This is a genomic window from Amycolatopsis jejuensis (assembly GCF_000717335.1).
In the GTDB taxonomy this organism is placed as follows: Bacteria; Actinomycetota; Actinomycetes; order Mycobacteriales; family Pseudonocardiaceae; genus Amycolatopsis; species Amycolatopsis jejuensis.
The window spans coordinates 23,537-49,610 of the sequence record NZ_JNYZ01000005.1 but is presented as its reverse complement, the minus strand read 5'-3'; the positions used below and the strand labels follow the sequence as shown (position 1 = coordinate 49,610).

The following is a 26,074-nucleotide window of genomic DNA, read 5'->3' as shown; positions in this document are numbered from 1 at the left end:
CGGCGGTGCGGTGCTTCCGAGGGGAATCCCGCACGAACCATCAGGTGTGAAGCAACCCAGCGATCGTCCCTTCCTCGATCAACGTCCGTTCCCCATCCGCGAGTCCCAGCGCCGCCACCGTCGAGATCGGGTCCGTATCAGCAAGTTCGAAAGGATAATCCGTGCCCACTAGAAGGTGGTCTGCCCCGAAATCCTCCACCAACCGGCGTAAAAGCGGCGTCGAAAAGGTGGCTGTGTCGTAATACAAGCGGCGCAGGTATTCGCTCGGCGGATACGGCGTCGTATGCGCGACCGGCTTTCGCGACCACCCCAAGTCCAGCCTGCCTTGCAGTGCAGGAAGACAACCGCCGCCGTGCGCCAGGCACAGGGTCAACCGGTGACGTTCCAGTACTCCGCCCAAAATCAGGCGCGACACGGCCACCGCGGTCTCCATCGGGAAACCCGCCAGCTGCGGCAACCAGTAATCCGCCAGCCGCCCGCCGCCGGGGACGCTGTTCGGGTGCAGGAAGACGAAAACCCGCCGCTCAGCCAGGAATTCCCACAGCGGCTCATGTTCCGGGGCATCCAGTTCCCGCCCGACGCCGCGCGTTCCGATCGCAATCCCGGCACATCCCAGTTCGTCCAGGCAGCGCTTTGCTTCCGCCACCGCCGCACTTGTACCCAGCGGCACGAAACCGAGTGGATCGACCACCCCGTGATGTCCGGCGGCGAACTCGGCCAGGGCGTCGTTACCCCGTCGCACGGTCTCCGCGACCAAGTCCGCATCCCGCGCGTCCGCGCCGGTCACGAACGGCGGCAGCGACACCAGCTGCCGGGTGACGCCGGTCCGTTGCAAGTCCGCCAGCCGGACCTCAAGGTCATATTGCGCGGCGGGCAACGGAATCGGCGCCCCGGCAGGCATTGCGGACAGCTGCGGATCGATCCGCACCACCCCGTCACCCACCTCCGCCAGCCCCTGTCCGGAAAGCCAGTCCAGCAACGGAATCGGCAAGGCGTGCGCATGTACGTCGACAATCACGCCAACCCTCTCCGATCAGGTCTGCCCATGACGTCCCGCGGCGGCGCGCCCGGTACGAACCTCACCGACGAGTCCTCGGTGGTCGCTGCCGAAACCACTTGCCCGGTCAGTGAAAACACCCGTTCCTCAAGATCACTCGGACACAGATAGCTGTCTCCCAGCGGAATTGCGTACTGCACCCGGTCCACATAGTACAGATACCCGGCACTGTCCATCCGGCACACATCGCCGGTCCGCAACCATCCATCGTGGACCGGACTCCCGGCGGGGAAGGCATAGGAACGGGCAATCGTCGGCCCGCGGACCCACAACTCGCCCGCTTGCCCGGCCGGAACCTCAGTCCCCGACGGCCCGCACAGTCGGATTTCCGTACCGGGAAAGGGCCGCCCCAACGCCGACCGCCGCTCGCCGCGATGATCCGCAGGTGTGCTGTACGCAATTGTCTTGGGCACCTCGACCTGGCCGAACACCTGACACAGCACCTCGCCGAACACCGCATGCGCACGGTCCACTTCGGAGCTTTCCAGCGACGCTCCACTGTAGACAACCAGCTCCACAGAGGACCAGTCGACCGAGTCCGCCCGCGGATGATTCAGCACCGCACGCAGGATCGGCGGCATCATCATCAGCACCGTCGGCCGGCCCGCCACCACCGCGTCCAAAAAGGAATCCACTCCTGGCTCGTCCGGCAGGGCAAAACTACCGCCCAGCAGGAAGGTCGGCAGCACCATGTTCCCGAAGCCACCCGACACCGATTCCGCACACAGCACCTGCGGCCGCTCGGGCCATGGCAGGGTGTCGCGCAAGGCGAGAGCGACCGCCCCGAGCGCACCGCTGGTCAGCTCGACCCCCTTCGCCGGGCCGGTCATCCCTGACGTGAACGCCAGCCGTACCACGGCGTCCGACGGAGCCACCGCAACGGAGTCCGGTGCTTCCCCGATCGGCACGTCCGCTGACAGCACCAACGCCGGTCCGATCCGGGGATCGACCTCCGACCCCGGCGGAAGCGCCGCCGACCGCCGCCCGGCCACGTAACATCCGGCATTCACCAGCCACTGCAACGGATCGTTCGGCCGCATCTGGACCACAGTGGACTCCGCTGACGCAAACTGTGCGGCCAACGCCCGAACCGAACGCGATGCGGAAGCGTACGACACCTCATTTCCCCGATACCGAAAGGCAACCCGATCGGGATGCGCATCCAGCGCAGCGAGAATCAGCTCCCCGATCGACGTCACAGGCGTTCGTCCGGCATGACCGTGCCACACGCTTTGCAGGTCCGCGCATTCACATCGCCGTAGAAACGCGCGTACGCCCCCGCGACCGGATCCGTCCGATAGTCCTCCACGTGCACCGCTTCCTCGTGCAGGAACTCGTCGCAACCCGGGCAGAACCAGCGGAACCGGTCCAGCTCACCCGGCCGCCGGAGCCGTTCGATCACGAGCACGAACGCGTCCGGGGCAAACCGCGGTGAATGGGCGATCCCGGTCGGGGTGAAAATCGTGCCGCCCTCCGGAATCACCGCGATGTCCGACCCGCCCTCGGGCTTGCGGTAATGCAGGTCCATCGAACCACGCACCATCAGCATCACCTCGTCACTCGGATTGAGGTGGAATTCGCTGCGGTACTCCCGGCCGCGGGCGAGAAAGGCGAGCGATTCGCTTTCCTGCCACAGCACCTTGACCCGACGGCCACTGTCCTGCAGCTCACCGGCCATCTTCTGCAGCTCCACAATGGGCATTTGGCTGGGGTGCATGGTTACCTCCTAGTCGAGCACGCCCGGGTCGTGCACGACCCGGCCGCCGGTCACGGTCAGCACTGCCTGCGTGGCACGTAAATCCGCCGCGGTGAACGGATCCGTGTCGAGCACGGTCACATCCGCCAGGAATCCCGGTTCGAGACGTCCTTTCCGCGCCGCCTCCCCGGTGTGCGCGGCACCGGCCACGGTGTACAGATCCACCGCCTCCGCCCGGGTGATCGCCTGCCCGGCGCCGAGCACGCGTCCGGAAACATCGTGCCGGGTGGTCATCGCGTGGATGTTCTGCCACGGATCCAATGCATTGACCGGATAATCGGTCCCCGCGCAAACCCCGGCGAAACCCAGTCCGTCGACCAAATCCCGCAGCGGAATCGCCCCGTCGGCGCGCGCCGCACCGAGGTGCCCGGCAATCGCGTCGCGGTTACGCCACAGGAACGGCAATTGTGTCGCCACCTGCACGCCCAATTCCCGCGCCCGCACAATCTGATCCGGCTGGATCATGCTGGCGTGAATGAGCACGTCCGGCAGCAACCCGGCCAACCGGGTCGCCTCGTAAACGTCCAATGCCAGATCGATAGCCGCATCGCCGACCACATGGGTACCCACCGGCCACCCGTACTCGTGCGCTGCCGCGACGAGCGCAGTCAGCCGCTCGCGATCGACGAACATTTCCCCGTGGTACTCCGGATCGGTGTGGTACCCCTCACGCGTTGCCGCCGTTCCCAGCGTCATCCCGCCGTCGATCTGCAGTTTGATCCCGCGCACCGACAAGAAGTCACCCACCGGTTTCGGCGGCCCGGCGGACAGCAATTCCCGCCATTGTGCCGACGAAACCGACGGATTCAGCTCACCGGTCGGCATCACCATCGCCGCCACCCGCACCGGCGCGCGGCCGGATTCCGCCAGCGAACGCAAGACCTCGACGTCCGCGAGCGGCAATGCACCGGCCACCACCGACGTGATCCCGTACCCGGCAAGGACTTGCATCGCCGCCAGCATCTGCCCGGCCCGCTCCTCCACCGTCCACTCCGGAACGAACCGCGCGACCTGGTGCACATCGCCCTCGACGAGCCGTCCGTCGTGTCCGGCCGGATCGATCCCGGCCAGCCGCAACGCCGCCGTGCTCACCGACGCCGCGTGCCCCTCCGGCAGGTACACCGGCCGCCCGCCCGCGGCCCGGTCCAGCTCGAGCCGGTCCGGCGCACGTCCGGTCTGCAGCACGGGATTCCACAGGCGGCTGAGCACCCAGCCGTCCGCCGAACGCGTGGCGGCAAGCGCCGCGATCCGTTCGAGGGCCGTCTCGATCGTCGTCACCCCGTCGAACGAAACGGTGTACCCGTCCATTCCGGCATTCTCGAAATGGCAATGCGAATCGACGAGTCCCGGAATGACCGCGCGCCCGCCGAGCCGGATGACCCGGGTCGCCGGACCGGCCAGCGCGGCGATGTCCACAGTGGATCCGACCGCGGAGATCCGCCCGCCCGAGACCGCGAGCGCCTCGGCAGGCGGACCGTCCGGCGGATAAACGCGGCCGTCGAGCAAAACCAGGTCAGTCATGTGCGACGGCCGCAATGCATTCGACCTCGACCTGCACGCCCGTACGATGCGGGGTCGCGATCACCGTGGTCCGCGCCGGGAAATGCGGTGCGCCTTCGAAGAATTCCCGGTACACTGCATTGAAGGTCGGAAAATTCTCCACGTCGCGCACGAAACACGTGCATTTCAGGATCGTTTCCCGCGTGCCGCCCGCTGCCTCCACCACGGCGACGAGGTTGTCCAGCGTCTGCCGTGCCTGGCGGGCGAAATCGTCGGACACGATCGTGCGGGTTTCCGGGTCGAGCGGCCCGGTTCCCGAACAGTAGATCGTGCCGCCGTGCACGATCGCCTGCGACAACGGGGCCGCGGTTCCGGTCGAGAAGCCGACGGTCGGCGCATTGCGGGTGCTGACGGGTCGGATGTCGGGCACTTTCGGCTCCTCCAGCTCGGCGGTCACGATGCCGCGATTTCCATGACGACGGCCTTCGGTTCGGTGAAGAACTCCCGGCTGTACGTGCCGCCCTCGCGGCCGACTCCCGAATTCTTCGCACCACCGAACGGCGCCCGCAAGTCGCGCACGAAGAAACAGTTCGCCCACACCGTGCCGACCCGCAGAGCGTTGGCCACCCGATGCGCCCGCGCAAGGTCACGGGTGAACACCATCGCATTGAGCCCGTACGGTGAGTCGTTGGCCGCCGAAACCGCGTCCGCCTCGTCGTCGAACGGCAGCACGACCACCACCGGGCCGAAGATCTCCTCCTGCGTCACGCGGGCACGCTGCCCGGCGCCGGTGATCACAGTCGGCCGGATCGTCCAGCCGTCCGCGCGGCCGCCGGTGTGCAGCCGGGCGCCGTCCGCGGTCGCGACGTCGAGGTACCCGGCGACCTTCTCGTAGTGCTCCTGCGACGACAGCGGCCCGATCTGGGTCGCCGGATCCTTCGGGTCGCCCAGCACCATCGCTTCGGCGGCGGCGGTGAACCGGGCGAGGAACTCGTCGTAGATCCCGCGTTGTACGTACAACCGGCTACCGGCGAGGCAGACCTGGCCGCTGTTGCTGTAGATCGCCTGGATCGCCCAGCGGACGGCGTGGTCGAGGTCCGCGTCGGCGAAGACGAGGTTCGCGCCCTTGCCACCCAGCTCCAGGCTCACCGGCGTCAGATTCCCGGCCGCCGCACGCGAGATGACCCGGCCGGTGGTCGACTCACCGGTGAAGGTGATCCGGTCGACGTCCGGCGATTCGGTGAGTGCCTGCCCGACCGACGACGGCCCGTACCCGTGCACGACGTTCAGCACGCCCGGCGGCAGCCCGGCCTCGAGCGCCAGCCGCGCAAGAATCGTCGCCGACGCAGGCGACTGCTCGGCCGGCTTCAGCACGACGGTGTTTCCCCAGGCCAGCGCGGGCGCGATCTTCCAGGTCGCCATCATCAGCGGAAAGTTCCACGGCGCAATGGCCGCGACGACGCCAGCCGGGTCGTAACGCGTGTACGCGTGGTGCCCGTCCGGCATGGGAAACGTCTCGGCGGGTGTGATCCGCGCGTGGTCGGCGAAGAACCGGAAGTTGCGCGCCGAACGGGGTACGTCGTGGCTGGTCGTCTGGGCGATCGGCTTGCCCATGTCCGTGGTGTCGGCGAGCGCGAGCTCGTCGGTGTGCGCGTCGATCAGGTCGGCGAGCCGGTGCAGCAGCTGCCCGCGCTCGGCAAAGCTCATCCGCGGCCACGGCCCGTCGTCGAAAGCCGTTCGCGCGGTGTCGATGGCCCGCCGCGCGTCCTCGGCCGAGCCGAGCGCAACCGTGGCCCAGGGCGCCCGCGTCCAGGGATCGACGGACTCGAACGTCGCCCCGCCGACCGACGCGACCTCCTCGCCGCCGATGACGTGCCCGAAGGATTCCACCGCTGGTCCTCCTCTTTCCTCGTGGTCCACCCACCCTGCGGCGTCCGCCGCGGCGGGACAACGGAGCGTTTCCATCGAACGGAAACGCCGCTATCGGCCGCGGACCGCCTGGGTCCACTCCGCCATCCGCCGCCCGAACTCCACCGAACCGATCGCCCGCAACTGCGCCTCGATCTCCCCCGCAATCCCCTCCGCCAGCGACCCAACCCCATTGACCAGCCGCTTCGTCGCCACCGACACCGCCAACGGAGCCGCCGCCAATGCCGACGCCCGCGACACCGCCTCCGCCAGCGGGTCCGCCACCACCGCATCCAGCAGCCCGATCCGCAGTGCTTCCTCGGCCCCGACCTTGCGCCCCGACACCGCGATCTCCGTCGCCCGCGCCGGTCCCACCGCTCGCGGCAGCAGCCACGACACTCCCCAGTCCGGGACGAGCGCCATCCGGACGAAAGGGCTGCTGAACACGCTCGACGCCGCGCCGATCCGCAGGTCACACGCCAGCGCCAGCCCCAGCCCGGCGCCAACGGCGGGACCGTCCACCGCGGCCACCGTCGGCACCCGGAAGTCGTGCAGCAGCTGCGCGGTGGCGAACTCCCGGGTCATCCGCGCCCGGCCCTCCGCGGGCGTTTCCACACCCACCCCGGCAATCGCGTCGAGGTCGCCACCCGCGCAGAACGCGCCGCCGCGGCCGGTGAGCACCAGTGCCCGTACGCGGTCGTCCGCGGCCAGGTCACGCAGGACGCCGGGGAGGCCGTCGAGCAGCGCACGGTCGAGGGCATTGCGCCGGTGCGGCCGGTCCAGCTCCAGCAGTCCGACGCCGTCGGCGGGGTAACTCACTCGCAGGTCCATGCCCGGCAGCCGACCGCACCGGCCCGCCCCCGGCCAGGATCTGTTTTCATCCACCGGAAACCCGCGATGGCCCGGACCGCGTCCCGGACCGGAGGATCGGGCCGATACCGACCATTGTGGAGGGACCAGTGACCGAACAGCTGAGCGGCCGCACCGCGATCGTGACCGGAGCGGCGTCCGGCATCGGACGGGCGACCGCCGCCCTTTTCGCCGAGCGCGACGCCAGGGTTCTCGCCGTCGACCGCGACGAGGTGAGTCTCGACGGCATCCCGAGCCTCAAAATCGACCTGACCGCCCCCGGCGCGGCCGAGCAGGTGTTCACGCACTGCGCGGAAACCCTGGGTACGCCGGACATCCTCGCCAACATCGCGGGCAAAGCCGGGGACGCGGCAGCCGGGCTGACCGCCGACGAGGATCTCGATTTCTTCCTGCGCACCAACCTCGGCACCACGTTCGCGCTCAGCCGCCAGGCCGTGCACGCGTTCGGACCGGACGGCGGCGCCATCGTCAACACGTCGTCGACGTTCGCGCTCACCGGAGTCCGCGGCTCCGCGCCGTATTCCGCGGCCAAGGGCGCGGTCGCCAGCCTCACCCGGCAGATGGCCGCCGACTACGGCCGCCGCGGCATCCGGGTCAACGCCGTCGCCCCGGGACTCATCGAAACCCCTGCCACCAGCGCGAAAATCGCCGAGGGAGCGTTCGACGACCTCGTGACGCGCGCCCGTCCACTCGCGCGCGTCGGCCGTCCCGACGACATCGCGCGCGTCATCGCGTTCCTCGCCTCCGCCGACGCGGCTTTCGTGACCGGCGTCGTCATCCCCGTGGACGGCGGCTGGACCAACACCCACATCCGCGACTGAAAAACGGGGGCGAGGCGTAACGAACGCCTCGCCCCCGTCTTCATCGCTCGGCGATCGTCACATCCCCCGCCGCCCAATGCGTTGCCGGGACTTCCCGCAGCACCACCCGCACCGACGCGTCCGGCACCTTCAGGCTCCGCACCACCGCCTCGTGCACCGCGGAAATCAACCCGCGCAGCTCCTCGGGACTCCGACCCGCGACCAGCGATACGTCCACGATCGGCATGTCAGGCATCCTGCCTGGCGGGTTCCGCCTTGTCCTTGGCCAGCCGCACCTCGGAAAGGTCGACCCCGCGGGTTTCCGGCAGCGTGAACAGCAGGATCACCAGCCCCAGCGCCATCGCGCCGACCGGGTACCACAGCGCGGCCGTGAAACTGCCGGCCTCGGCCCCGATCGCGACCATCGTCGCGGGCAGCAACCCGCCGAACACACCGACGCCGAGCTGGTACGGGATCGACAGCGCGGTCGCGCGGATGCGGGTCGGGAACACCTCGGCCATCGCCGTCGCGGCCGGTCCCTGCGCCATCTGCGCGAGTGCCACCAGCACCAGGACCAGCAGCGACACGCCCAGCACCGGACCGTGGAAGAAGTCGCCGATCCCGCTGACCTTGAGCGGTGCCGGCGCGTCCCCGGGGTATCCGGCGGTCTTGAGCGCGGTGAGCAGGTTGGCCGGGAGCTGCGGCCCACCGGCGACCTCGGTGCCGTTGACGACCACCGTCGTCGGACCGGTCACGTCCTGCTGATCGAAGGTGACCGAATGGGACTGCAGCACGCCGCGCGCCCGGTCGCAATCGGAGGTGAACTTCGCCGTACCGGCCGGGTTGAACTGGAACGAGCAGGTCGCCGGGTCGGCCTTCACGACCACGGAAACCTTGTCCTGCGCACTGGCCAGGTCCGGGTTGGTGAGCGACGTGATCCCGTGCGACACCGGGAACGCGAGCACCGCGGCCAGCGCGAGCCCGGCGAACAACACCGGACGGCGGCCGATCTTGTCGGACAGCCAGCAGAAGAACACGCACAGGAAGAACCCGATCAGCATCACGACGAGGAAGATCGCGTTGACGGTGAGCGCGTCGGCCTTGAGGTAGGTCTTCATCGTGGTGACCAGGTACACCGTGGACAGGTACCCGATGAACGACTGCGCCGAGGCCATCACGAACACCACCGCGATCATCCGCACCCGCGCCCGGGACCCGAACGCCTCGCGCAGCGGCGCCTTCGCCTGCGTACCTTCCTGCTTCATCTGCAGGAACAGCGGGCTTTCGTTGAGCTTCGTGCGGATCCACACCGACAAGGCCAGCGGCAGCACGGAAATCACGAACGGCACGCGCCAGCCCCAAGAGTCGTACGCCGCCGTACCCACGATCGCCTGCACCGCAATCTGCACGCCGAGCGAGAGGCTGAACGCGAGGGCCGTCGTACCTGTGAGCCAGCCGACGAAGAACGAGCGTTGCTTCGGCGGGGCGTATTCGGAGACGTACGTGACCGCGGCGCCGAACTCGCCGCTCACCGCGAGCCCCTGCAGGATCCGGCAGGTCACCAGCAGGATCGGCGCGGTGATGCCGATCTGGTCGGCGGTGGGCAGCAGGCCGACCGCGACCGTCGAGGCGCCCATCAGCACGAGCGTCAGCAGGAACACCATCTTGCGCCCGACCAGGTCGGTGATCCGGGCGAAGAGCAGCGCACCGATCGGCCGGACGATGAACCCGGCGGCGAAGGTCAGGAGCGCGAACACGGTCTGCGCGGCGGTCCCGTAGCCGCTGAAGAACTTGGCGCCGATCACCGGGACCAGCGCGCCGTAGAGGAAGAAGTCATACCACTCGAAGGCGGTGCCGACCGCCGACGCACCGACCACCTTCAGTTCCTGTTTGTTCATCGACGTCTCTCCTCGGGCCGGCCACCCGCCACAGTGCGGGCGACGTTCGGAGGCGACGGTAGATCCGCCGGCGCCCGGTGGGGGCGTCCCGCTTTCCGGTGAACGGAAACTGGCCCTGCCACTCCCAGGATCGAGGGGAGCTGGCAGGACCGCTACCCCCTGCCGCAGGATGGGGGAGGCCGCGGCAGCAACCGGCGCGGCGGAAGAAAGGACGGGAAATGACCGACAACCTCCCCGGCGGGACGTTCACGATGGCCGGCGGCCGGACGGTGGCCCGCATGGGGTACGGCGCGATGCAACTCGCCGGACCGGGCGTGTTCGGGCCGCCGACGGACCGCGCCGAAGCGACCGCGGTGCTGCGGACTGCGGTCGAGCTGGGCGTGAACCACATTGACACGGCTGATTTCTACGGGCCGCATTTCACGAACGAGCTGATCCGGGACGCGCTGGCGCCTTACGACGGGCTGCACATCGTGACGAAGGTCGGGTCGGTACGGGACAAGGACGGCGGATGGCCGCATGCGCGTTCGCCTCGGCAGTTGCGTGAGCAGGTGGAGTCGAACCTGCGGACGCTCGGGGTTGACGTGCTCGATGTGGTGAATTTGCGGGTCGGAGGTGGGGCGGACGGGCATTCGCCGGTACCGGGTTCGTTGGCGGAGCCGTTCGGGGCGTTGGCGGAGATGCGGGAAGAGGGGTTGATCCGGGATCTCGGGGTCAGCGTGGTTTCTGCTGATCAGGTGGCTGAAGCGCAGTCGATTGCACCGGTGGTCACGGTGCAGAATTGGTACAACGTCGCGCATCGGGGGGATGAGGGGTTGATTGAATCCCTTGCGCGGCAAGGGGTTTCGTATGTGCCGTTCTGGCCGTTGGGTGGCTTCAGCCCGGTACAGTCCGGGACTTTGGATCGGGTTGCTCGTCAGCTTGGGGAGACTCCCCAGGCGGTTGCGCTGGCTTGGTTGCTGCACCAGTCGCCGAATGTGCTGTTGATTCCGGGGACGTCTTCGGTGGCGCACCTGAAGGAAAACGTGGCCGCCGCCGAGCTGACACTGCCCGCCGACGCACTGTCCGAACTGGACAGCATCGCCACGTGACCACCGCGATCGGCTTCATCGGGCTGGGCGCGGCGGGGTCGAAGGTCCGTGAAGGGAACCATCACGGAATCTGATTCCCTCATGGTTCCCTTCACGGACTTCACGCCAGCCACTCGGTCAGGGGCACGGTGCCGCGGGGGGCTTGGGTGGCCGGGACCAGGCTGTCGGCACCGAGCAGCGTTCCGAAGTACTTTGCGGTCGGGTCCGTCACCACCTTGCGTGAGTCGTCCCGTGCGGTCAGGACTCTGCGGATCCATTCGTCGATCGGGAGCACGTCCGGGCCGCCGATCTCGATGATTCCGTTGGCTGGCGGCTCTTCCGCCGCGTGGGCGACTGCGCGAGCGACATCCGCGGCGGCGATCGGCTGGGTACCGGCGCCGGGAAGTCGTACCACCGAATCGACGGTCGCGGTGTCGGCGATCGCGGCGGCGAATTCCAGGAATTGCGTGGCACGCACGATCGGGTAAGACAGGTCGCTGTTCCGGATCAGGACTTCCTGTGCCACTTTTGCCCGAAGGTAACCGGAATCGGGAAGCTCATCAGCGCCCACTACGGACAGGGCGACATAGTGGTTCACCTTCGCCTTCAGGGCGGCTTCCACCAAGTTCCCGGTCGAGCGGCGGAAGAACTCCAGCACCTCCGCCCCGGTCAGGCCCTCGCCGGTCAGGGTGTTCACGCCGGTGCGGCCACCGCCTCGTGGCCGTGCGCGCCCGTAGCCCGACGACCTGCGAGCCGATCAGCCCGGTTCCGCCGATGACGACGATCTTCATCTCAGTTCCCTCCTGGTGTCCCGTGAGTTCACCAGTCAAGACCGGGCAGCGGTCCGGTTTGTGACACCCCTGCCGTTAAGCTCGCGACGAGGCCGCCGCGTTGTGCGCGCGCGTGCAGCCGCGGCTCTTCGGCATTGCCTACCGCATGCTCGGCAGCGCCATCGACGCCGAGGATCTCCTGCAGGACGTGTGGCTGCGCTGGCAGGCTTGCGACCGCTCGGCCGTCGAGAATCCGGGCGCATACCTCGCCACCACGACCACGCGGCTCGCCATCAACGCAGGTCAGACCGCCCGCGTCCGGCACGAGACATACGCCGGGCCCCGGCTGCCCGAGCCCATCGACACATCCGCTGGAGGAGCTGTTCACCAAGGACGTCGTGAGCTACTCCGACAGCGGCGGAGCGGTCCGGGCCTCGCGCATTCCGGGGTACGGCGCGGAGACGGTCGCGAAGTACGTTCGCCGACCGGTCCTGCGCCGCGACGGTAACGCGTTCGCCGTGGTCCGGGCCACGGCATCGACCGCGTGTTCTGGATGATGAACCCGGAAAAGCTCGCCGCGTACGCAGGCTGACCAGCGGGTACCCGGCGGGGATGAAGCGACCCGGCCCGGTGCGCTGGCTGCATTACGTCTACGGCGGCCGGCTGCCCGACGACTACCGCGAGTGGGTACTCCACGACGCGACTGCCAAGACCTGGGTGCTGCGCTTCGCGTTCCGCATCTTCGTGGAAGCGCTCCCCTGGCTCGTCGCGGCGTACTTCGTGCTGACGCTGCTCACCCCGCTCCCGGTGCCGATGGTGCTCGTCGCACTGCTGCTCAGCCTGCTGATGAGCCTCTTCCTCACCGTCACCAGCGCTGACGAGCTCGCCGAGGTCCGCCTGACCAAGCACGGATTCCCGCCCGGGACCGGGAAAGAAGTGCGGAAACGCCGTGGCGGGGCGGCGACGTGGCCGTGACGGGCTTGCCGAACCCGTAACCTACAGGTTACGCTTCTGCCGTGGATCTGGTCGTGGGCGCGCTCGCCGACCCAGTGCGACGGGGCATCCTCGAACTGGTGCGGCAGCGCAGGCTGTCCGCCGGGGAGATCGCCGCGCACTTCGAGATCAGCCGTCCGGCGGTGTCGCGGCACCTGCGCGTGTTGCGGGAAAGCGGGCTGGTGCGGGACGAACTCGCCGGCAGGCAACGGTTCTACGTACTCGATCCGCAGGGTTTCGCCGACCTCACCGCCTGGCTCGCCCGGATGACGGCGCCGCCGCCATGGCAGCAGCGGCTCGACGCGCTGGAGACCGAGGTCCACCGCACCCGCCGCGCCCGTGGCCTTTCCGGAAAGGAAAACACCGCATGAACCCGTGCCCACCGCCCGCGTGCACCACCTCGCCGAGGGCGTCGACCTGGTGCTGCCCCGCACCTTCCGCGCATCGATCGAAGACGTGTGGGCCGCGATCACCGAACCGGAACGCACCGCCCGCTGGTTCGGCCCGTGGGAAGGCGAAGGCGCACCCGGCCGCACGATCCAGGTCCGGATGCTGTTCGAGGAAGGCGAACCGTGGTACCCGCTGCGCATCGACGCCTGCGAACCGCCGCGCCGGCTGGCCGTCTCGTCCACCGACGAATCCGGTGGCTGGCGGATGGAACTCCGGCTCGTCTCCCACGGCGAGACGACAGAACTGCAGCTGGTACACCACCTCGATTCGATCGACCCGATCCCGGACGCCGGACCCGGCTGGGAGTACTACCTCGACCTGCTCATGGCCGCCTTCGAGGGCACCCCGCAGCCGGATTTCGCCGACTACCACCCCGCGCTGGTACCGTATTTCCAAGAACTGGCGGGGAAACCGGCTAGCTGAACACCTGGGTCTCCCAGCCCGGATTTCCGTCACGGGCAAAGGAAACCCACGCGCCGTGCATCCGCGTGGCCAGCTCCCGGGGTGGCTCGCCGTCGCCGAACCAGCCGCGCGGTCCCCGTAACGACGGCAGGTCCAGCCGGTCGAACACGAACGGCAGCTCCATCGTGTGCGCTGCGCCGAGTTGTCCGGCCAATCCCTGTGCGCGCCAGGCGAATTCGTACCGGAAGGAGGCGGCCAGCGCGCGACTCCCGGCGCCGAACAGCCCCTCGGCCAGCAGCGCGGACCGGACCTCGCCCCAGCTCGCGCCGGGTCGGCGATGGCCGGCGATCAACGCGTCCGGATCGGGGCCCAGCTGCGCGGCAAGAATCCGGACGTCCGCCTCGGTCGACGTGGTCAGATTTCCTTGCGGCACCACGTAAAGGTTGCCCTCCTCCGCGTTCGTACCGACCATCAGCGGCACCCGCGGCGCCGTTTCCGCCGGTTGCCGCTCGAGTACCAGGCCATACGGGCTCAGGCCGAGCAGTGGGTCGAACCGGGTCGCCGTTCGCAGGTCAAGACCGGTGAGCTGCATCGCGACCAGCCGCTCGTCCGGGACCTCGGCAAACCCGGCGGCGGTCGGCTCGACCCCGAGCAGCTCGGCCGCCGCATGCGTCACGCGGGCCGCCTGCTCGGGCGAGAACGCGCCGAGGCCGTTGCCGCTCTCCACGATCGCGCGGTGGAACAGGCCGTCTGCCTCGGGAGTCGCGACCACCGCCGCCGTGAGGGTGGCGCCCGCGGATTGGCCGAACAGCGTGACGTTACCGGGATCGCCGCCGAACGCCTCGATGCTGCGCTGAACCCAGCGAAGCGCCTCGACGACGTCGAGCAGCCCGCGGTTGGCCGGAGCGCCGGGCAGGTCGAGGAAACCGGGCGCGCCCAGCCGGTAGTTGACGGTCACGAGCACGACGCCATCGCGGGCGAACGCTGTCCCGTCGTAGAGCGACGCACTGGTCGAGCCGGTCACGAATCCGCCGCCGTGCACGAAAACCAGCACCGGACTGTGCTGGTTTGCCTGCGGCGCATAGACATTGACCGTGCGGAAATCGTCGCCGCGGACCCAGCCGGGACCGAACATCGGTGACATGTCGAGCGTGCCGAAGTCGCGGTCCGGCTGCGGGGCGGTCGGACCGAGCCGGGTGGCGTCGCGGACTCCGGACCAGTGCTCGTGCGGTGCGGGTGCGGCGAACCGGGCCGCGCCGGTCGGCGGGGCGGCGTAGGGAATGCCGAGGAACATCTGGACGTCGCCCTCGGCTCGGCCGCGGACGGCGCCGTCGGGAGTGGTGATGATCATCAGGTTCCTCCGGTCAGAGGCGGGCGAACGGTGCCCAGGATTTGATGGCGAAGCGGTCCCCGTCGCGCGCGATCTCGGCCGCGCCGTGCCCGCCGAGGTGGGCCGGAAACACGAGCGCGGTTTCGTCGGCGGCCTGGCCCAGCAGCCGACGGCGGGTGGCGCGGGACTCCGCCGGGTCCTCGCAGAAGCAGCTGTTCGTGTCAGGTTCGACGATCTGCAGCGGCGTGTGCAGGAGGTCGCCGACGAACAGCGCGCGGTCCGTGCCGGACGCGAGCGTGAGCATCGACGAACCCGGCGTGTGCCCTGGCGTGAGTTCCAGCTGCAGGTTGGCGTCGATGCGGTGGGTCCCGTCCCACAACAGGGTGGCGCCTGCCTCGTGCACCGGCGCGACGCTGTCCTCGAACACGTTCTGGCCGGCGCGGCCGAGCACCGACGAATTCCCGTTGTCCGGATTCCAGAAGTCGAAATCGGCGCGCGGCATGAGGTAGGTGGCGTTGGGGAACGTCGGGACCCATTCGCGGCCTTCGAGCCGGGTGTTCCAGCCGACGTGATCGCCGTGCAGATGCGTGTTGACCACCAGGTCGACGTCCTCGGGCCGGACCCCGGCCGCGGCGAGCGTGTCGAGGAAGCCGGTGTCGAGGTGGCTCCAGACCTTCGCGTACGGGCGTTCCTTGTGGTTGCCCGCGCCGGTGTCGACCAGGATCGTGCGGCCCTCGCTGCGCAGCACCCAGGTCTGGGCGGCCGAAATGCAGACATCGGCAGCCGGGTCGACGAAGTCGGGCGCCAGCCAGGATTCGTTGTCCCGCCAGGCTTTTCCGGTGCTTTCCGGGAAGAACTCGGCCGGCCGCAGCCCGACCGGCCCGTAGTACTCCACCACGCGGGTGACCGTGACGTCACCCAGCACGATCTCGTGCATCCTGTGCTCCTCGCTGCCGTTTCCCCCACCCTGCGGCGGGTGCGGGACCGGCAGCCAGTCCCGGCTCCGGCTATCCCCGGCAGGGTCAGGCACGGCCGGGCGAACGAGGTGATACTGGCGGAGTGAGCGAGCTGGGCGATTTCCTGCGGGCACGACGGTCACGGCTGCGGCCGGAGGACGCCGGGCTGCCCCGGTTTCCCGGGCCGCGGCGGGTACCCGGCCTGCGACGGGAGGAACTGGCGCAGCTCGCCGGGGTGAGCGTGTCGTACTACACGCGGCTGGAGCAGGGTCAGTCCGGGAATGCGTCGGACGCGATCCTCGCCGCGCTCGCCGACGCCCTCCGGCTCGACGACCACGAACTCGCCCACCTGCGCGACCTCGCCACCCGGCGGCCGCGCCCACCGCGTCGCCCACCGGCGGAACGGCTGAGCCGGGAGACGCGGGAACTGCTGGGTACCTTCACGTCGGTACCCGCGCTCGTGCTCGGCCGGCGCACCGACGTGCTGGCCTGGAACGCACTCGGGCACGCGCTGCTGGCCGGGCACGTGGACGTGACGGCGCCGGACCGCCCCGCCGAACGCCCCAACCTCGCCCGGATGACCTTCCTCGACCCGCACACCCGCGACCTCTACGCCGACTGGCCCCGCAAGGCCCGCGCCGTGGTCGGCCACCTCCGGCTGGTCGCCGGGAAGTATCCGGACGATTCGCTGCTCGCGTCGCTGGTGGGCGAACTGTCCGTGCGCAGCCCGGAATTCGCGGCGCTGTGGGGCGACCACCGGGTCCGCCCGTGCGAGGCCGACCGGTACGACGTGCGGCATCCGCTGGTCGGCAGCCTGACCGTGACGCAGCACGTGCTCTTCCCGGCCCGCACGCCGGACCAGTCGCTGTGCATCGTGACGGCCGAAGCGGGTTCCAGCGCGGAGACCGCCATGACGTTACTGGCACGCTCGGTAATGGCGGCCTTTTCGGACGCGCCGGTGTGACCTCCGTCTTGACCGGCGCGTATGCTCCGATTCGGACATTCGATGGACTTCCCGGCCCCCGTCGGCGTATGGAGTACACTGCTGTACCTGTTACTTTCAGTAGTCCCGCGGGGGCCGGTCCGGTGGGAGGTGCGCGGTGGACGGATGGCCGGGCAGCACCGCGGTCGCGGACGCGCGCACGGACGCCGAACTGCTCGACGCGGTCCGGGCCGGCGACTGCCAGGCCGGAGGCGAACTCTTCCGCCGGCACGTAACCCTGATGCGCCGCGTCGCAAGCGGCTTGGTACGGCAACCGGCTGAGCGGGAAGACCTGGTCGCCGAGGCTTTCGCGCGAGTGCTGAGCACGGTCTCCGCTGGCGGCGGCCCGGAATCGAACGCACCGGCGTACCTCGTGGCAACCATGCGGAACCTGTTCGCGCGCTGGAGCCGGTACGAAAACCGCATCGATCTGTACGCCACGGTCCCGGAACACGCAACGATGGACTGCGGAGCCGACGAACTCGCCGTGATCCGCTCGGAAGACCGCCTGGTGTGGTCGGCGTACCGCACTTTGCCCGGCCGCTGGCGGACGGTCCTGTGGCGCCTGGCGGCCGAAGGCGACACGACCGCCGAACTGGCCCCGCTGCTGGGCGTGTCGCCGAACGGAGTGGCCGTACTGGCCCGCCGCGCGCGCGAAGGCTTGCGTCAGGCGTACCTGCAGGTACAGGTGCCGGAGACGGATCTGCCGCAATGTCAGGAAGTCCGGCGCCGGATGGGAGCCTGGCTGCGGGGCACGTTGCCGGCCCGCCGAGCCGGAGTGCTGGCAGGCCACCTCGCGGGGTGCACGCCATGCCACTCGGTGGCTTCGGAACTGGCAGAGGTAAACCGAGAACTACCGCCGACGTCCGGCTGCGGCGGGTCGGGGGTACCGGAACCTCGCTGATGCGGGGTTGGGGATTCCGGTACTTGTGCCTTTGCCGGGTTTGGTTGGGGGCGGTAAATCATTCCTCCGTCGGGCTGCTTGTCCGGTCACTGCAGCGTGATGCATCCGCTGGGGTCGACTGATCCGCCACGAACGCCCATCAACGACGGTGGCCCAACGCGCTTCGCCGCAGGGTGCCCACGTGGGCCGAGCACCGCCACAAACCACGACAGCCCAACGCTCCCCACTGCTCGGATACCCCACCCGTCAGGATCACTTCACCAACCGCAGCAGCCCACCGCGCCCCACCACTCCGCTGCCGCCCGCCCCGGCCCATCCGGTCCGAACACCAACCACGGCAACCCAACGCTCCCCGCCACTCCGCGGCCGCCCGGCCTGAATACCCCAACCACCATGGCAACACTCCCCGCCACTTCACCGCCGCCCGGCCTGAATACCCCAACTGCCACGGCAACCCAACGCTCCCCGCCACTCCACCGACGCCCGCCCTGAATACCCCAACCACCACGGCAGCCCGCCGCGCCCGAACACCCCACCCCCAACGCCACTCCCTTCAGCCCCCGGCCCCGGACGCACTGCGGGCCCGGACCTGTCCGGTCCGGGCCCGCAGAGGGAAACGCTCAGCGCAGGGGCGTCAGTGCCCGATGTGCAGGTTGTCCAGCGGGGTGCCCGCCGCGTGCGACTCCAGGCCCGCGGCCAGGTCGTGGGCGTGGCTCTGCACCTCGTTGAGCACCGGCGCGGTGTGCGTGGTGTCGGCCAGGTCGCCGCTGGTCACGTGCTGAGTGGCGGTTCCGGTCGCATCCTCGGTGGCGCCCAGGACGTGCTGCGTGGCCTCGTTCGCGACCGGAGCGTGCGCGGTCGCGCCCTCGATCGTGTGGGTCAGCGAACCGGCATCCGGAACGGACGGCGCGGACGGCACCGACGGCGTCGCAGGCAGTGCACCGACAGCCGGGACCGCGGGAACGGCCGGAAGCGCGCCGACGCCCGGCACCGCCGGAGCCGCGGGCAACGCCCCTACACCCGGAACCGCAGGCACGGCCGGAAGCGCCCCGACACCGGGAACCGCCGGAACCCCATCGACGCCGGGCAGCGCCGGAACCCCGCCGACACCCGGAACCGCCGGGACCGAGTCCAGGCCCGGCACCGCCGGAAGCCCGTCCACCGCCGGCACGGCCGGAAGCGCGTCAACGCCCGGCACCGCCGGAAGACCATCGACACCGGGAACCGCAGGCACGGCCGGAAGACCGTCCAGACCCGGGACCGCAGGCAGCCCACCACCAGTCGGAACCGCACCGACAGCCGGGACCGCGGGCAGCGCCGGAAGACCGTCGACACCCGGGACCGCGGGCACAGCCGGAACCGCGCCGACACCCGGCAGAGCCGGAACACCATCGACGCCCGGCACCGCAGGCAAAGCCGGAAGACCGTCCAGGCCCGGGACCGCAGGCAGAGCCGGAACCCCGCCAACACCCGGGACCGCGGGCAGGGCCGGAAGCCCGCCGCCAACACCCGGAACCGCAGGCAGAGCCGGAACCCCGCCACCAACACCCGGAACCGCAGGCAGAGCCGGAACCCCGCCACCAACACCCGGAACCGCAGGCAACGCCGGGGCCGAGCCCAGCGCGTGGTCCAGCGTGCCGTTCAGGTCGCCGGCGCCGGTGAGGTCGCCGGTGGCGTGCGAGACGTCCGCGCGGAGGTCGCTGCCGTGGACGCCCACCGGGGTTGAGCCGATGGCGTCGTTCACGGAGCCCAGCAGGTCGGAGCCGTGCTGGCGGACGTTCTCCACCAGGCCGCCGACCGGGCCGCCGACGCCCGGCAGCGCGCTGACCTCGCTGACCGCTGTCTTCCACAGCAGCGCGTCGCCGAGGTGGTTGGTGGTGGCGTCGACTGCGGCACCGACGAGCTTGCCGTCGAAGACGTGGTCGCCCACTGCGCCCACGGTGTTCTGCAGGTCGGTCGCACCCGCGTCGACCAGCGGGCCGGCGAGCGGGATGCCGCTGGTCGCCCCGGCAACGCCGTCGACGACGTGCGACACGCCGCCCAGCGCACCGTGCGTGAGGGTGTTCAGGCCGGTGGCTTCGGCGACGTGGCTGACCGCCTCGAAGACCGGGCTCAGGTTCGGCAGGTCGGCGAGCACCCCACCGGCCGCGGCACCGGCCTGGTGCGCGGCGGGCGCGGCAGCGGCGTGCGCCTGGTCGAGCACGCCGGACACGTCACCGGCGGCAGTCGCAGCAGGCGCGGCGGACGTCGACGACAGCGGCGCGGTGTCCATGACCAGCGGCATGATCTCCTGCACGTCGGCCGGGCTGAGCTCGCCGAGACCGGCGCCGTTCAGTACCGCCTGCGGGTCGGCTTTGTAGTCCGCGAGCGACTGCGGGTCGTTCAGCAGGTTCAGCGCGAATTCGTGCAGCGTCTGCACCGGGCCCATAGTTCGTTATCTCCTGTAAATGACCAACGGATCGGGGGGTCCGAGAAGCTCCGAAAAGCACGGACGAGCCGACGAAGGAGCCGGCTCGGGTCCGAACATAGGGCGCCGCGGAACCCCCGCCATCGGGGGGTCACCCGGGTCCACGGCACCACCCGCTAGGGACTTGCCCCATCCCCCGATTAGGGGCATTAGGGGATTTGCGCGGTCCTTCCTGGTCACAGGCTCGCCCACGGCCGCCCCCACCGACCCCGCCAATCGGGGGACGGCTGACCCCCGCAAGTCGGAATCTCGCAGAACCACCCGTTGGTGTGACATCGGCTGACCGCACGGGCAATCACCGGAGCCGGACGCGCCCACACCGTGACCCTCGGGAGCGGCCAAAACGGCGGGACGGCGGAGCACCCCCGACCGCCGCCCGCTCGTTGGGACAAGCTGCGGCAACGAGGAGTCCCCCGGCCGGAAGGCTTCACCGTGCGCCGAGCAGCCCCGCCCGCGCCAGTGGCGGCGGCACACGCGCCCTGCCAGGGGGCCTTCGCCTGGCTCAAGCGCCAACCACCGACCGGCCGAGAGCCGAATCAGGCAGTCACCACTCGCACCGAGTCCGGCACGGCCAACTCCCGCCGCCACGCCACGGTTGCCGAAACAAGCAGCCGTGACCCGCGCCGAACCTGACACAACCGACTCCCGGCACCGACACGCACCACTCGCCGGGAGCGAGTCACGCGGGCCCGCAACCGGCAAGCACTGGCCGGGCGCGGAACCAAGCAGCCACCACCCGCGCCGCAACCAGCACAACCGACCCCACCACCTACCAGCCGGAAGCGGAATCAACCAGTCACCACCCCACGCCGCAACCAGCACAACCAACCCCACCACCCACCAGCCGGAAGCGGAATCAACCAGCCACCACCCGCGCCACAACCAACCCCACCCACCGGCGGAAGCGGAATCAAGCAGTAGCCACCCGGGCGGAGTCCGGGGTTGCCAGTTCCCTCAGCAGCTCCTCCTGGCGGTGCCGGTACGTCGCCACGTTGGCCAGCTTGATCTCCTCGTACCCGCGCACCGCGTCCGGCAGCCCGGCCAGCTCGACCAGCCGCGCATCATCACGCGAAGCGATCTCCATCGCGCGCGTGATCGCCTGCCGGTACTCCCCGATCAACGCGCGTTCCACCCGCCGGACCTCCGCCCAGCCGAACACGTCCAGGCGCGTCCCGCGGATCTTGCGCATGGCTCGCAGCGCCGCGAATGCCGGGCGGAAACTCCGGCCGCCCAGGCTGATTTTGCGGTTCATGCCCAGTGCGCGCAGCACCGGCGGGTGCAGGCGGTGCGCAAAACGCGTACCGGTGCCGAACTGGGCTTCGATTTCCGCCGTCAGTTGCGGGTCCAGCGAAAGCCGCGCGACCTCGTACTCGTCCTTGTACGCCATCAGCTTGTACAGGTTCCGCGCGACCGCCTCGGTCACTGCCGCGCTCGCCTGCGTCCGGACGCGCTCCACGAACTCCGCGTACTCCCGCGCGTACCGCTCGTTCTGGTACGCGATCAGGTCCGGCACCCGGATGTCGAGCAGCCGCCCGAGTTCGCTGTCCGGTCCGGCGTGCACCAGCGACCGCACCCGCCCGACGGCGGCGCTGTCCACCGGCTTCACCGTGGCGTCGGACGGCGGGGCGAGTTCCGCGTTCAGCGCATCCGGGTCCGCGACCAGCTGACGGCCGCGCCGGAATGCCTGCACGTTCGTCTCCACCGCGGTGCCGTTGATCTCGATCGCGCGCTCCAGGCTTTCCGCGGTGACCGACAGCGCGCCGGTCTGGTACGCCGCGCCCAGCTGCAGGATGTTCGCGAACTGGTCGTCGCCGAAGATCTGCTCGGCCAGGCCGCGGGCGTCGAGGTAGTGCGCGCTTGCGGTCGCGTCGCCGAGTGCGCTGCGGATGCTTGACTGGTCCGGATAGGACACTTCCTTGTCCACGACCATTCGTCCGGTCGGAACCTCCGAAGTGGACACCACGGCCACTGTACGGTCCACATCGGACACTCCGAGATACGCCGGATCGGCCGCCACCAGCGCATCGCACGCCAGGTAAAGATCGCATTCCCCGGCGGCGAGCTTGGCTGCCTGTTCCACCGGCCTGACGGTGACCTTCACGTCGGACACCACGGCGCCACCCTTCTGCGCCAGCCCGGTCTGGTCGAGGGTACGCACGTACTTCCCGTCGAGAACCCCTGCCACGCCGAGGATTTGCGAGACGGTGACCACTCCGGTACCGCCGATGCCGGTGATCCGCACGGCGACGTCACGATCGGTCCGCACCGGTTCCGGCAGGACACCGTCGGCGATCGGGGCCAGGTGACGGCGGCGGACCTCACCACTGGGCACCACGGTCAGGAACGACGGGCAATCCCCGTCGAGGCACGAATAGTCGACGTTGCACGAAGCCTGGTGAATCTGCGTCTTACGCCCGAACTCGGTGTCCACCGGCTGCACGGAAAGGCAATTCGACTTCACCCCGCAATCGCCGCAGCCCTCGCATACGCGCTCGTTCACGAACACCTTGCGCGCGGGCGTTTCCTGCTTTCCCCGACGGCGTTTACGACGCTTTTCCGCCGCACATTCCTGCTCGTGGATCAGCACCGTCACGCCGGACGAAGCAGCGAGTTCCTCTTGCGTACGAAGCAGTTCCGACCGATCACGAACCTCGACGCCACGCGGCAACGACCGCCGACGCAATCGTCGCGGGGCATCCGAAGTAATGATCACCTTCGCCGCACCCTCGGTCAGCAAAAGCGCAGCAACCTTTTCCACCGGCAACCCACCGACCGCGTCCTGGCCTCCCGTCATCGCAACAGCGGAGTTGTAAAGCAGCTTGTACGTGATATCAACACCGGCCGCCACCGCAGCCCGTACGGCAAGGCTGCCGGAATGCATGAACGTGCCGTCGCCGATGTTCTGCATCAGGTGCGGCGTTTCGACGAACGGCGCCATTCCGATCCACTGTGCACCTTCGCCGCCCATCTGGGTCAGCCCGACGACCTCGCCGACCTGCTCCGGCTCCATGAACAAAGCCATGGTGTGGCAACCGATCCCGGCGCCGACGAGCGTGCCGTCCGGGACCTTGGTGGACGAGTTGTGCGGGCAGCCGGAGCAGAAGTACGGCGTACGTGACAGCAGCGGTACCGAAATCCGCTCACGACGGCGGCGCTTCCGCCACGCCGCAACGGGTTCGACGTCCGGCAGACGCTTGGCCAGCCCGCCCGCAATGCGGTCCGGGTCGAGTTCGCCCAGCTCGGTGAAGAGCACCTGACCGTCCGGATCGGACTTGCCGAACACGCGTGGCGCGCCCGTGCGTCCATAAAGGATTTCCTTGATCGCAGGCTCCACCAACGCCCGCTTTTCCTCCACCACAAGTATTTCGTCGAGCCCCTCGGCGAACTCGGTGATGATCGAGGGCTCCACCGGGTACACGACGCCGAGCTTGAGCAGCCGGATGCCGTACCGGGAAAGGTCGGATTCGTCGAGTCCCAGCATCCGCAGCGCCTGCCGGAGATCCAAATAGGACTTCCCGGCGGTGACGATGCCGATCCGGTCACCGGGGCCGGACCGCACGATCCGGTTGACCCCGCTGACGCGCACGTATTCGAGCGCGAGCGGCAGCCGGACCCGGTGCAGGCTGTGTTCGAGGGTCACCAGCTCCGGGCCGAGCAAGCGGCTGTTCGGCCGATGCCGGTACGCCCCCTCGGGCAGCTCCGGCGCAGTCCACTGTGGATCGACCACCGCCGTGCCGCCCGCGTCGGCGACGTTCGCGACGATCTTCATCGACGACCACAGCCCGCTCGAGCGCGACAGCTCCACCGCGTGCCTGCCGTGGTCGAGCACGTCCTGCGGATCGGCCGGGAAGAACACCGGCATCGCGAGGTCGGCGAGGGCGTGCTCGGACGCACACGGGATGGTCGACGACTTCGCGTTGGGGTCGTCGCCGACCAGCGCGACCGCGCCGCCACGCGGGTCGGCGCCGGCAAGGTTCGCGTGCCGCAGCGCGTCGGTGGCGCGGTCGAGGCCGGGCGCCTTGCCGTACCACATGCCGACCACGCCGTCCGGGCGCATCGTGCCCGCCCGCGCGGCGAGCTGGCTGCCCATCACGGCCGTCGCGCCGAGTTCCTCGTTGAGCCCCGGCTTGTGCACGATCGCGTGCTCGGCCAGCAGCTTGGCGCGCCGCCCCAGCTCCAGGTCGAACCCGCCGAGCGGCGAGCCCTGGTACCCGGACACGAACGCCGCCGGGTCCGCGCCGGCCAGCCGGTCGAGCCGGATCCGGTCCAGCAGGACGCGCACGAGCGCCTGTACGCCGGTCAAGTAGACGGTGCCCGCCTCGCGCACGTACCGGTCTTCCAACGTGAAGGTGCTCATCCGCACTTCCCTTCCGCACGCCATCCGCCCACGGGCACCCGCCGCTGGGACGTGAGCCACCTCACCGCACCTCGAGCTCCGGCGCAACGCACTCCGCCACAAAGCGAGCAAGGACGCAAAAGATACCGTCTCACATGCCGATGTGAGCCGATCTGTTGCGTACGATATCGGTCATGGCCGAGGAACTGCTGGACGCGACGGACCACGAGATCATCGCGCTGCTGCGCGAGGACGCCCGGCGCACGTTCGCGGACATCGCCGGCCAGGTGTCGCTCTCGACCGCAGCGGTGAAACGCCGCGTCGACCGGCTCCGGGAGAAGGGCGTGATCACCGGTTTCACCGTGCAGGTCGACCACGCGAAGCTCGGCTGGGGCATCGAGGCGTTCGCGCAGCTGAGGTTCTTCGGCAGCACGAACGTCGCCGAGATCGTGGAGACCACCACCCGCATCCCGGAGGCGCAGGCCGTGTTCACCATCGCCGGCGACCCGGACGCGGTCGTGTGGCTGCGCAGCCGCGACATGGCCCACCTGCAGCACACCATCGACGAACTGCGCAAGAGCCACCGCATCACCAGCACCCGCACCCTGATCGTGCTCGAATCGTGGGTACGCGGGCAGGAGCGACCGGATCCGGCGTGACCTTCGGGCAGAGTTCCGGTATTCCGCTTGCCATCCACCCACGCTCTTCTCCACTGTGGACCCGGACGAGACGAAAGGGAATCATGCCGAGCCACCCCGCGACCTTCGGCCCCATCGGCTGGACCGAGACCGGACCAGGTGTCTGGACCAAAGAGCTCCTGGAGTCACCCGGTGACTCGTTCTCGTTGGTACGAATGAAACCCGGCGCCCGACTGTCCACACCGGACGGTGACCGGTTCCTGCTCTTGGAAGGCACTGTGGACAAGCACCGCACCGGCGCGTACTTCGCTCCGGACGGCGCACTGTCCAGTTCGGACGGTTGCCTTGCCTTGAGCATCCGCGGCGACCGCCTCGGCGCCCCGGCCGACGACGTCTTCGGCCCCGCCGGCTGGCAGCAATCCGGTCCGGGACAATGGTTCCGGCTGCTGCTCGACGTGGCCTTCGACGAGACTTTCGACGAACGCGTGGTCGGCCTGGCGTGGTTCGAACCGGGGTCGTTCGCCGCCCGGCATCCGCATCCGACCGCGCACCGGTTCCTGTTCCTCGACGGCGAGGCCGACGACGAGCTGGTGTTCCCGGACGGCACGCGCACCACCGCCCGCCGCGGCCGTGGGGACTTCGTGGACTACCCGTCTCCGATCGAGCACCAGACCTTCAGCCGGACCGGGTGCCTGATCCTCTTCCTGCACGAACCGCTGGGCTGATCAGCGCAAGCCTGACCGGGCGACGTGAATCGGACAAGGTCCGGCGATGTTCTTGACAGGTCGCCGGGGCGCCTAGCAGGGTCTGAACCATCTGCTCAGTGGACCCGAGCTGGAGGCTTCGATGTCGCTGCGAGCCGGACCTGCCAGTACCCGCACTGTCCACTGTGGAGCAGAACGAGAATCGTCGTAGCCGCACCGAAAACCACTCCGGGACGCCGCCACGGCCCGGCGCGTCCCCGTCGTGCCATCCGCCCGAGGAGTA

24 protein-coding genes are annotated in these 26,074 nt (G+C 69.5%); 10 read left to right on the top strand and 14 right to left on the bottom strand.

The features are described 5' to 3' along the window. Positions 1-40 precede the first annotated feature (40 nt). The 7 genes from OO71_RS06815 to OO71_RS06785 form a co-directional block, all read right to left on the bottom strand. Positions 41-1,018: an amidohydrolase family protein gene (locus OO71_RS06815; protein ID WP_051791152.1), complete on the bottom strand. Its 978-nt coding sequence runs from the start codon at positions 1,016-1,018 to the stop codon at positions 41-43. After that, positions 1,015-2,097: a class I adenylate-forming enzyme family protein gene (locus tag OO71_RS06810; RefSeq protein WP_156096207.1), complete on the bottom strand. Its 1,083-nt coding sequence runs from the start codon at positions 2,095-2,097 to the stop codon at positions 1,015-1,017. The genes OO71_RS06815 and OO71_RS06810 overlap by 4 nt, the downstream gene beginning before the upstream one ends. Before the next feature lie 155 nt (positions 2,098-2,252). Then, positions 2,253-2,774, bottom strand: coding sequence for a 3-hydroxyanthranilate 3,4-dioxygenase (locus OO71_RS06805; protein ID WP_033288802.1), 522 nt, complete (start codon positions 2,772-2,774; stop codon positions 2,253-2,255). A gap of 9 nt (positions 2,775-2,783) precedes the next feature. Next, positions 2,784-4,334, bottom strand: coding sequence for an amidohydrolase (locus OO71_RS06800; protein WP_051791150.1), 1,551 nt, complete (start codon positions 4,332-4,334; stop codon positions 2,784-2,786). Further along, on the bottom strand, positions 4,327-4,743 hold the full coding sequence (locus OO71_RS06795) for a RidA family protein (RefSeq protein WP_245633591.1): 417 nt from the start codon (positions 4,741-4,743) through the stop codon (positions 4,327-4,329). Before OO71_RS06795 ends, OO71_RS06800 begins: the two co-directional genes overlap by 8 nt. Before the next feature lie 23 nt (positions 4,744-4,766). Next, entirely contained in the window at positions 4,767-6,203 is a 1,437-nt protein-coding gene (locus OO71_RS06790) for an aldehyde dehydrogenase (protein ID WP_033288801.1), read from the bottom strand. A 90-nt stretch (positions 6,204-6,293) separates the two neighbouring features. Next, complete coding sequence (locus OO71_RS06785; protein ID WP_033288800.1) at positions 6,294-7,052, bottom strand: enoyl-CoA hydratase/isomerase family protein; 759 nt, start codon at positions 7,050-7,052, stop codon at positions 6,294-6,296. Positions 7,053-7,180: 128 nt separating this feature from the next. Here OO71_RS06785 and OO71_RS06780 point away from each other — a divergent pair, with 128 nt between their 5' ends. Further along, complete coding sequence (locus tag OO71_RS06780; RefSeq protein WP_051791148.1) at positions 7,181-7,912, top strand: SDR family NAD(P)-dependent oxidoreductase; 732 nt, start codon at positions 7,181-7,183, stop codon at positions 7,910-7,912. A 40-nt stretch (positions 7,913-7,952) separates the two neighbouring features. On the opposite strand, the gene OO71_RS06775 is transcribed toward OO71_RS06780, so the two are convergent. Together OO71_RS06775 and OO71_RS06770 are read right to left on the bottom strand one after the other, a co-directional pair. After that, positions 7,953-8,138, bottom strand: a complete 186-nt coding sequence (locus OO71_RS06775; RefSeq protein WP_033288799.1) for a tautomerase family protein — start codon at positions 8,136-8,138, stop codon at positions 7,953-7,955. A 1-nt stretch (position 8,139) separates the two neighbouring features. Next, entirely contained in the window at positions 8,140-9,789 is a 1,650-nt protein-coding gene (locus OO71_RS06770) for an MFS transporter (protein ID WP_033288798.1), read from the bottom strand. Between the two features lie 218 nt (positions 9,790-10,007). Here OO71_RS06770 and OO71_RS06765 point away from each other — a divergent pair, with 218 nt between their 5' ends. After that, positions 10,008-10,880, top strand: coding sequence for an oxidoreductase (locus tag OO71_RS06765; RefSeq protein WP_033288797.1), 873 nt, complete (start codon positions 10,008-10,010; stop codon positions 10,878-10,880). 100 nt (positions 10,881-10,980) lie between these two features. On the opposite strand, the gene OO71_RS46200 is transcribed toward OO71_RS06765, so the two are convergent. Beyond that, entirely contained in the window at positions 10,981-11,556 is a 576-nt protein-coding gene (locus OO71_RS46200) for an SDR family oxidoreductase (RefSeq protein ID WP_245633590.1), read from the bottom strand. Positions 11,557-11,762: 206 nt separating this feature from the next. Between OO71_RS46200 and OO71_RS06755 the strand changes: the two genes are divergently transcribed. From OO71_RS06755 to OO71_RS06740, 4 genes are all read left to right on the top strand, one after another. Beyond that, complete coding sequence (locus tag OO71_RS06755; protein ID WP_033288796.1) at positions 11,763-12,137, top strand: sigma factor; 375 nt, start codon at positions 11,763-11,765, stop codon at positions 12,135-12,137. A gap of 104 nt (positions 12,138-12,241) precedes the next feature. Then, positions 12,242-12,604, top strand: a complete 363-nt coding sequence (locus OO71_RS06750; RefSeq protein ID WP_033288795.1) for a DUF5313 family protein — start codon at positions 12,242-12,244, stop codon at positions 12,602-12,604. A gap of 41 nt (positions 12,605-12,645) precedes the next feature. Beyond that, complete coding sequence (locus OO71_RS06745; RefSeq protein ID WP_033288794.1) at positions 12,646-12,993, top strand: metalloregulator ArsR/SmtB family transcription factor; 348 nt, start codon at positions 12,646-12,648, stop codon at positions 12,991-12,993. A 4-nt stretch (positions 12,994-12,997) separates the two neighbouring features. Further along, entirely contained in the window at positions 12,998-13,495 is a 498-nt protein-coding gene (locus OO71_RS06740; protein ID WP_033288793.1) for an SRPBCC family protein, read from the top strand. Here the strand turns inward: OO71_RS06740 and OO71_RS06735 are convergent. Together OO71_RS06735 and OO71_RS06730 are read right to left on the bottom strand one after the other, a co-directional pair. Next, complete coding sequence (locus OO71_RS06735; RefSeq protein ID WP_051791145.1) at positions 13,488-14,825, bottom strand: carboxylesterase/lipase family protein; 1,338 nt, start codon at positions 14,823-14,825, stop codon at positions 13,488-13,490. The two genes, OO71_RS06740 and OO71_RS06735, sit on opposite strands and share 8 nt — an antisense overlap. A 13-nt stretch (positions 14,826-14,838) precedes the next feature. After that, positions 14,839-15,741 (bottom strand): MBL fold metallo-hydrolase, encoded by a 903-nt coding sequence (locus OO71_RS06730; protein WP_033288792.1) that lies wholly within the window; start codon positions 15,739-15,741, stop codon positions 14,839-14,841. Between the two features lie 122 nt (positions 15,742-15,863). Here OO71_RS06730 and OO71_RS06725 point away from each other — a divergent pair, with 122 nt between their 5' ends. Together OO71_RS06725 and OO71_RS06720 are read left to right on the top strand one after the other, a co-directional pair. After that, on the top strand, positions 15,864-16,724 hold the full coding sequence (locus OO71_RS06725) for a helix-turn-helix domain-containing protein (protein ID WP_033288791.1): 861 nt from the start codon (positions 15,864-15,866) through the stop codon (positions 16,722-16,724). 136 nt (positions 16,725-16,860) lie between these two features. After that, on the top strand, positions 16,861-17,646 hold the full coding sequence (locus OO71_RS06720) for a sigma-70 family RNA polymerase sigma factor (protein WP_033288790.1): 786 nt from the start codon (positions 16,861-16,863) through the stop codon (positions 17,644-17,646). 634 nt (positions 17,647-18,280) lie between these two features. Here the strand turns inward: OO71_RS06720 and OO71_RS52010 are convergent. Further along, the gene (locus tag OO71_RS52010; RefSeq protein WP_245633589.1) at positions 18,281-20,065 is read right to left on the bottom strand and encodes an IniB N-terminal domain-containing protein; all 1,785 of its coding nucleotides are present in this window, start codon (positions 20,063-20,065) and stop codon (positions 18,281-18,283) included. A gap of 958 nt (positions 20,066-21,023) precedes the next feature. Next, a complete protein-coding gene (locus OO71_RS06705) occupies positions 21,024-24,470 on the bottom strand; it encodes an indolepyruvate ferredoxin oxidoreductase family protein (protein WP_033288789.1) in 3,447 nt (1,148 codons plus the stop codon). A gap of 173 nt (positions 24,471-24,643) precedes the next feature. Between OO71_RS06705 and OO71_RS06700 the strand changes: the two genes are divergently transcribed. Both OO71_RS06700 and OO71_RS06695 read left to right on the top strand, forming a co-directional pair. Beyond that, complete coding sequence (locus OO71_RS06700; RefSeq protein ID WP_033288788.1) at positions 24,644-25,108, top strand: Lrp/AsnC family transcriptional regulator; 465 nt, start codon at positions 24,644-24,646, stop codon at positions 25,106-25,108. 83 nt (positions 25,109-25,191) lie between these two features. Beyond that, on the top strand, positions 25,192-25,812 hold the full coding sequence (locus OO71_RS06695; protein ID WP_033288787.1) for a cupin domain-containing protein: 621 nt from the start codon (positions 25,192-25,194) through the stop codon (positions 25,810-25,812). Positions 25,813-26,074: the final 262 nt, after the last annotated feature.

Excerpts from the sequence above, each read along its gene's own strand:
- OO71_RS06695 (WP_033288787.1), top strand. The coding sequence starts at position 25,192 with ATGCCGAGCCACCCCGCGACCTTCGGCCCCATCGGCTGGACCGAGACC.
- OO71_RS06705 (WP_033288789.1), bottom strand. The coding sequence starts at position 24,470 with ATGAGCACCTTCACGTTGGAAGACCGGTACGTGCGCGAGGCGGGCACC.
- OO71_RS06805 (WP_033288802.1), bottom strand. The coding sequence starts at position 2,774 with ATGCACCCCAGCCAAATGCCCATTGTGGAGCTGCAGAAGATGGCCGGT.
- OO71_RS06770 (WP_033288798.1), bottom strand. The coding sequence starts at position 9,789 with ATGAACAAACAGGAACTGAAGGTGGTCGGTGCGTCGGCGGTCGGCACC.
- OO71_RS06785 (WP_033288800.1), bottom strand. The coding sequence starts at position 7,052 with ATGGACCTGCGAGTGAGTTACCCCGCCGACGGCGTCGGACTGCTGGAG.
- OO71_RS06730 (WP_033288792.1), bottom strand. The coding sequence starts at position 15,741 with ATGCACGAGATCGTGCTGGGTGACGTCACGGTCACCCGCGTGGTGGAG.
- OO71_RS06810 (WP_156096207.1), bottom strand. The coding sequence starts at position 2,097 with ATGCGGCCGAACGATCCGTTGCAGTGGCTGGTGAATGCCGGATGTTAC.
- OO71_RS06765 (WP_033288797.1), top strand. The coding sequence starts at position 10,008 with ATGACCGACAACCTCCCCGGCGGGACGTTCACGATGGCCGGCGGCCGG.
- OO71_RS06735 (WP_051791145.1), bottom strand. The coding sequence starts at position 14,825 with ATGATCATCACCACTCCCGACGGCGCCGTCCGCGGCCGAGCCGAGGGC.
- OO71_RS06800 (WP_051791150.1), bottom strand. The coding sequence starts at position 4,334 with ATGACTGACCTGGTTTTGCTCGACGGCCGCGTTTATCCGCCGGACGGT.
- OO71_RS06775 (WP_033288799.1), bottom strand. The coding sequence starts at position 8,138 with ATGCCGATCGTGGACGTATCGCTGGTCGCGGGTCGGAGTCCCGAGGAG.
- OO71_RS06750 (WP_033288795.1), top strand. The coding sequence starts at position 12,242 with ATGAAGCGACCCGGCCCGGTGCGCTGGCTGCATTACGTCTACGGCGGC.
- OO71_RS06700 (WP_033288788.1), top strand. The coding sequence starts at position 24,644 with ATGGCCGAGGAACTGCTGGACGCGACGGACCACGAGATCATCGCGCTG.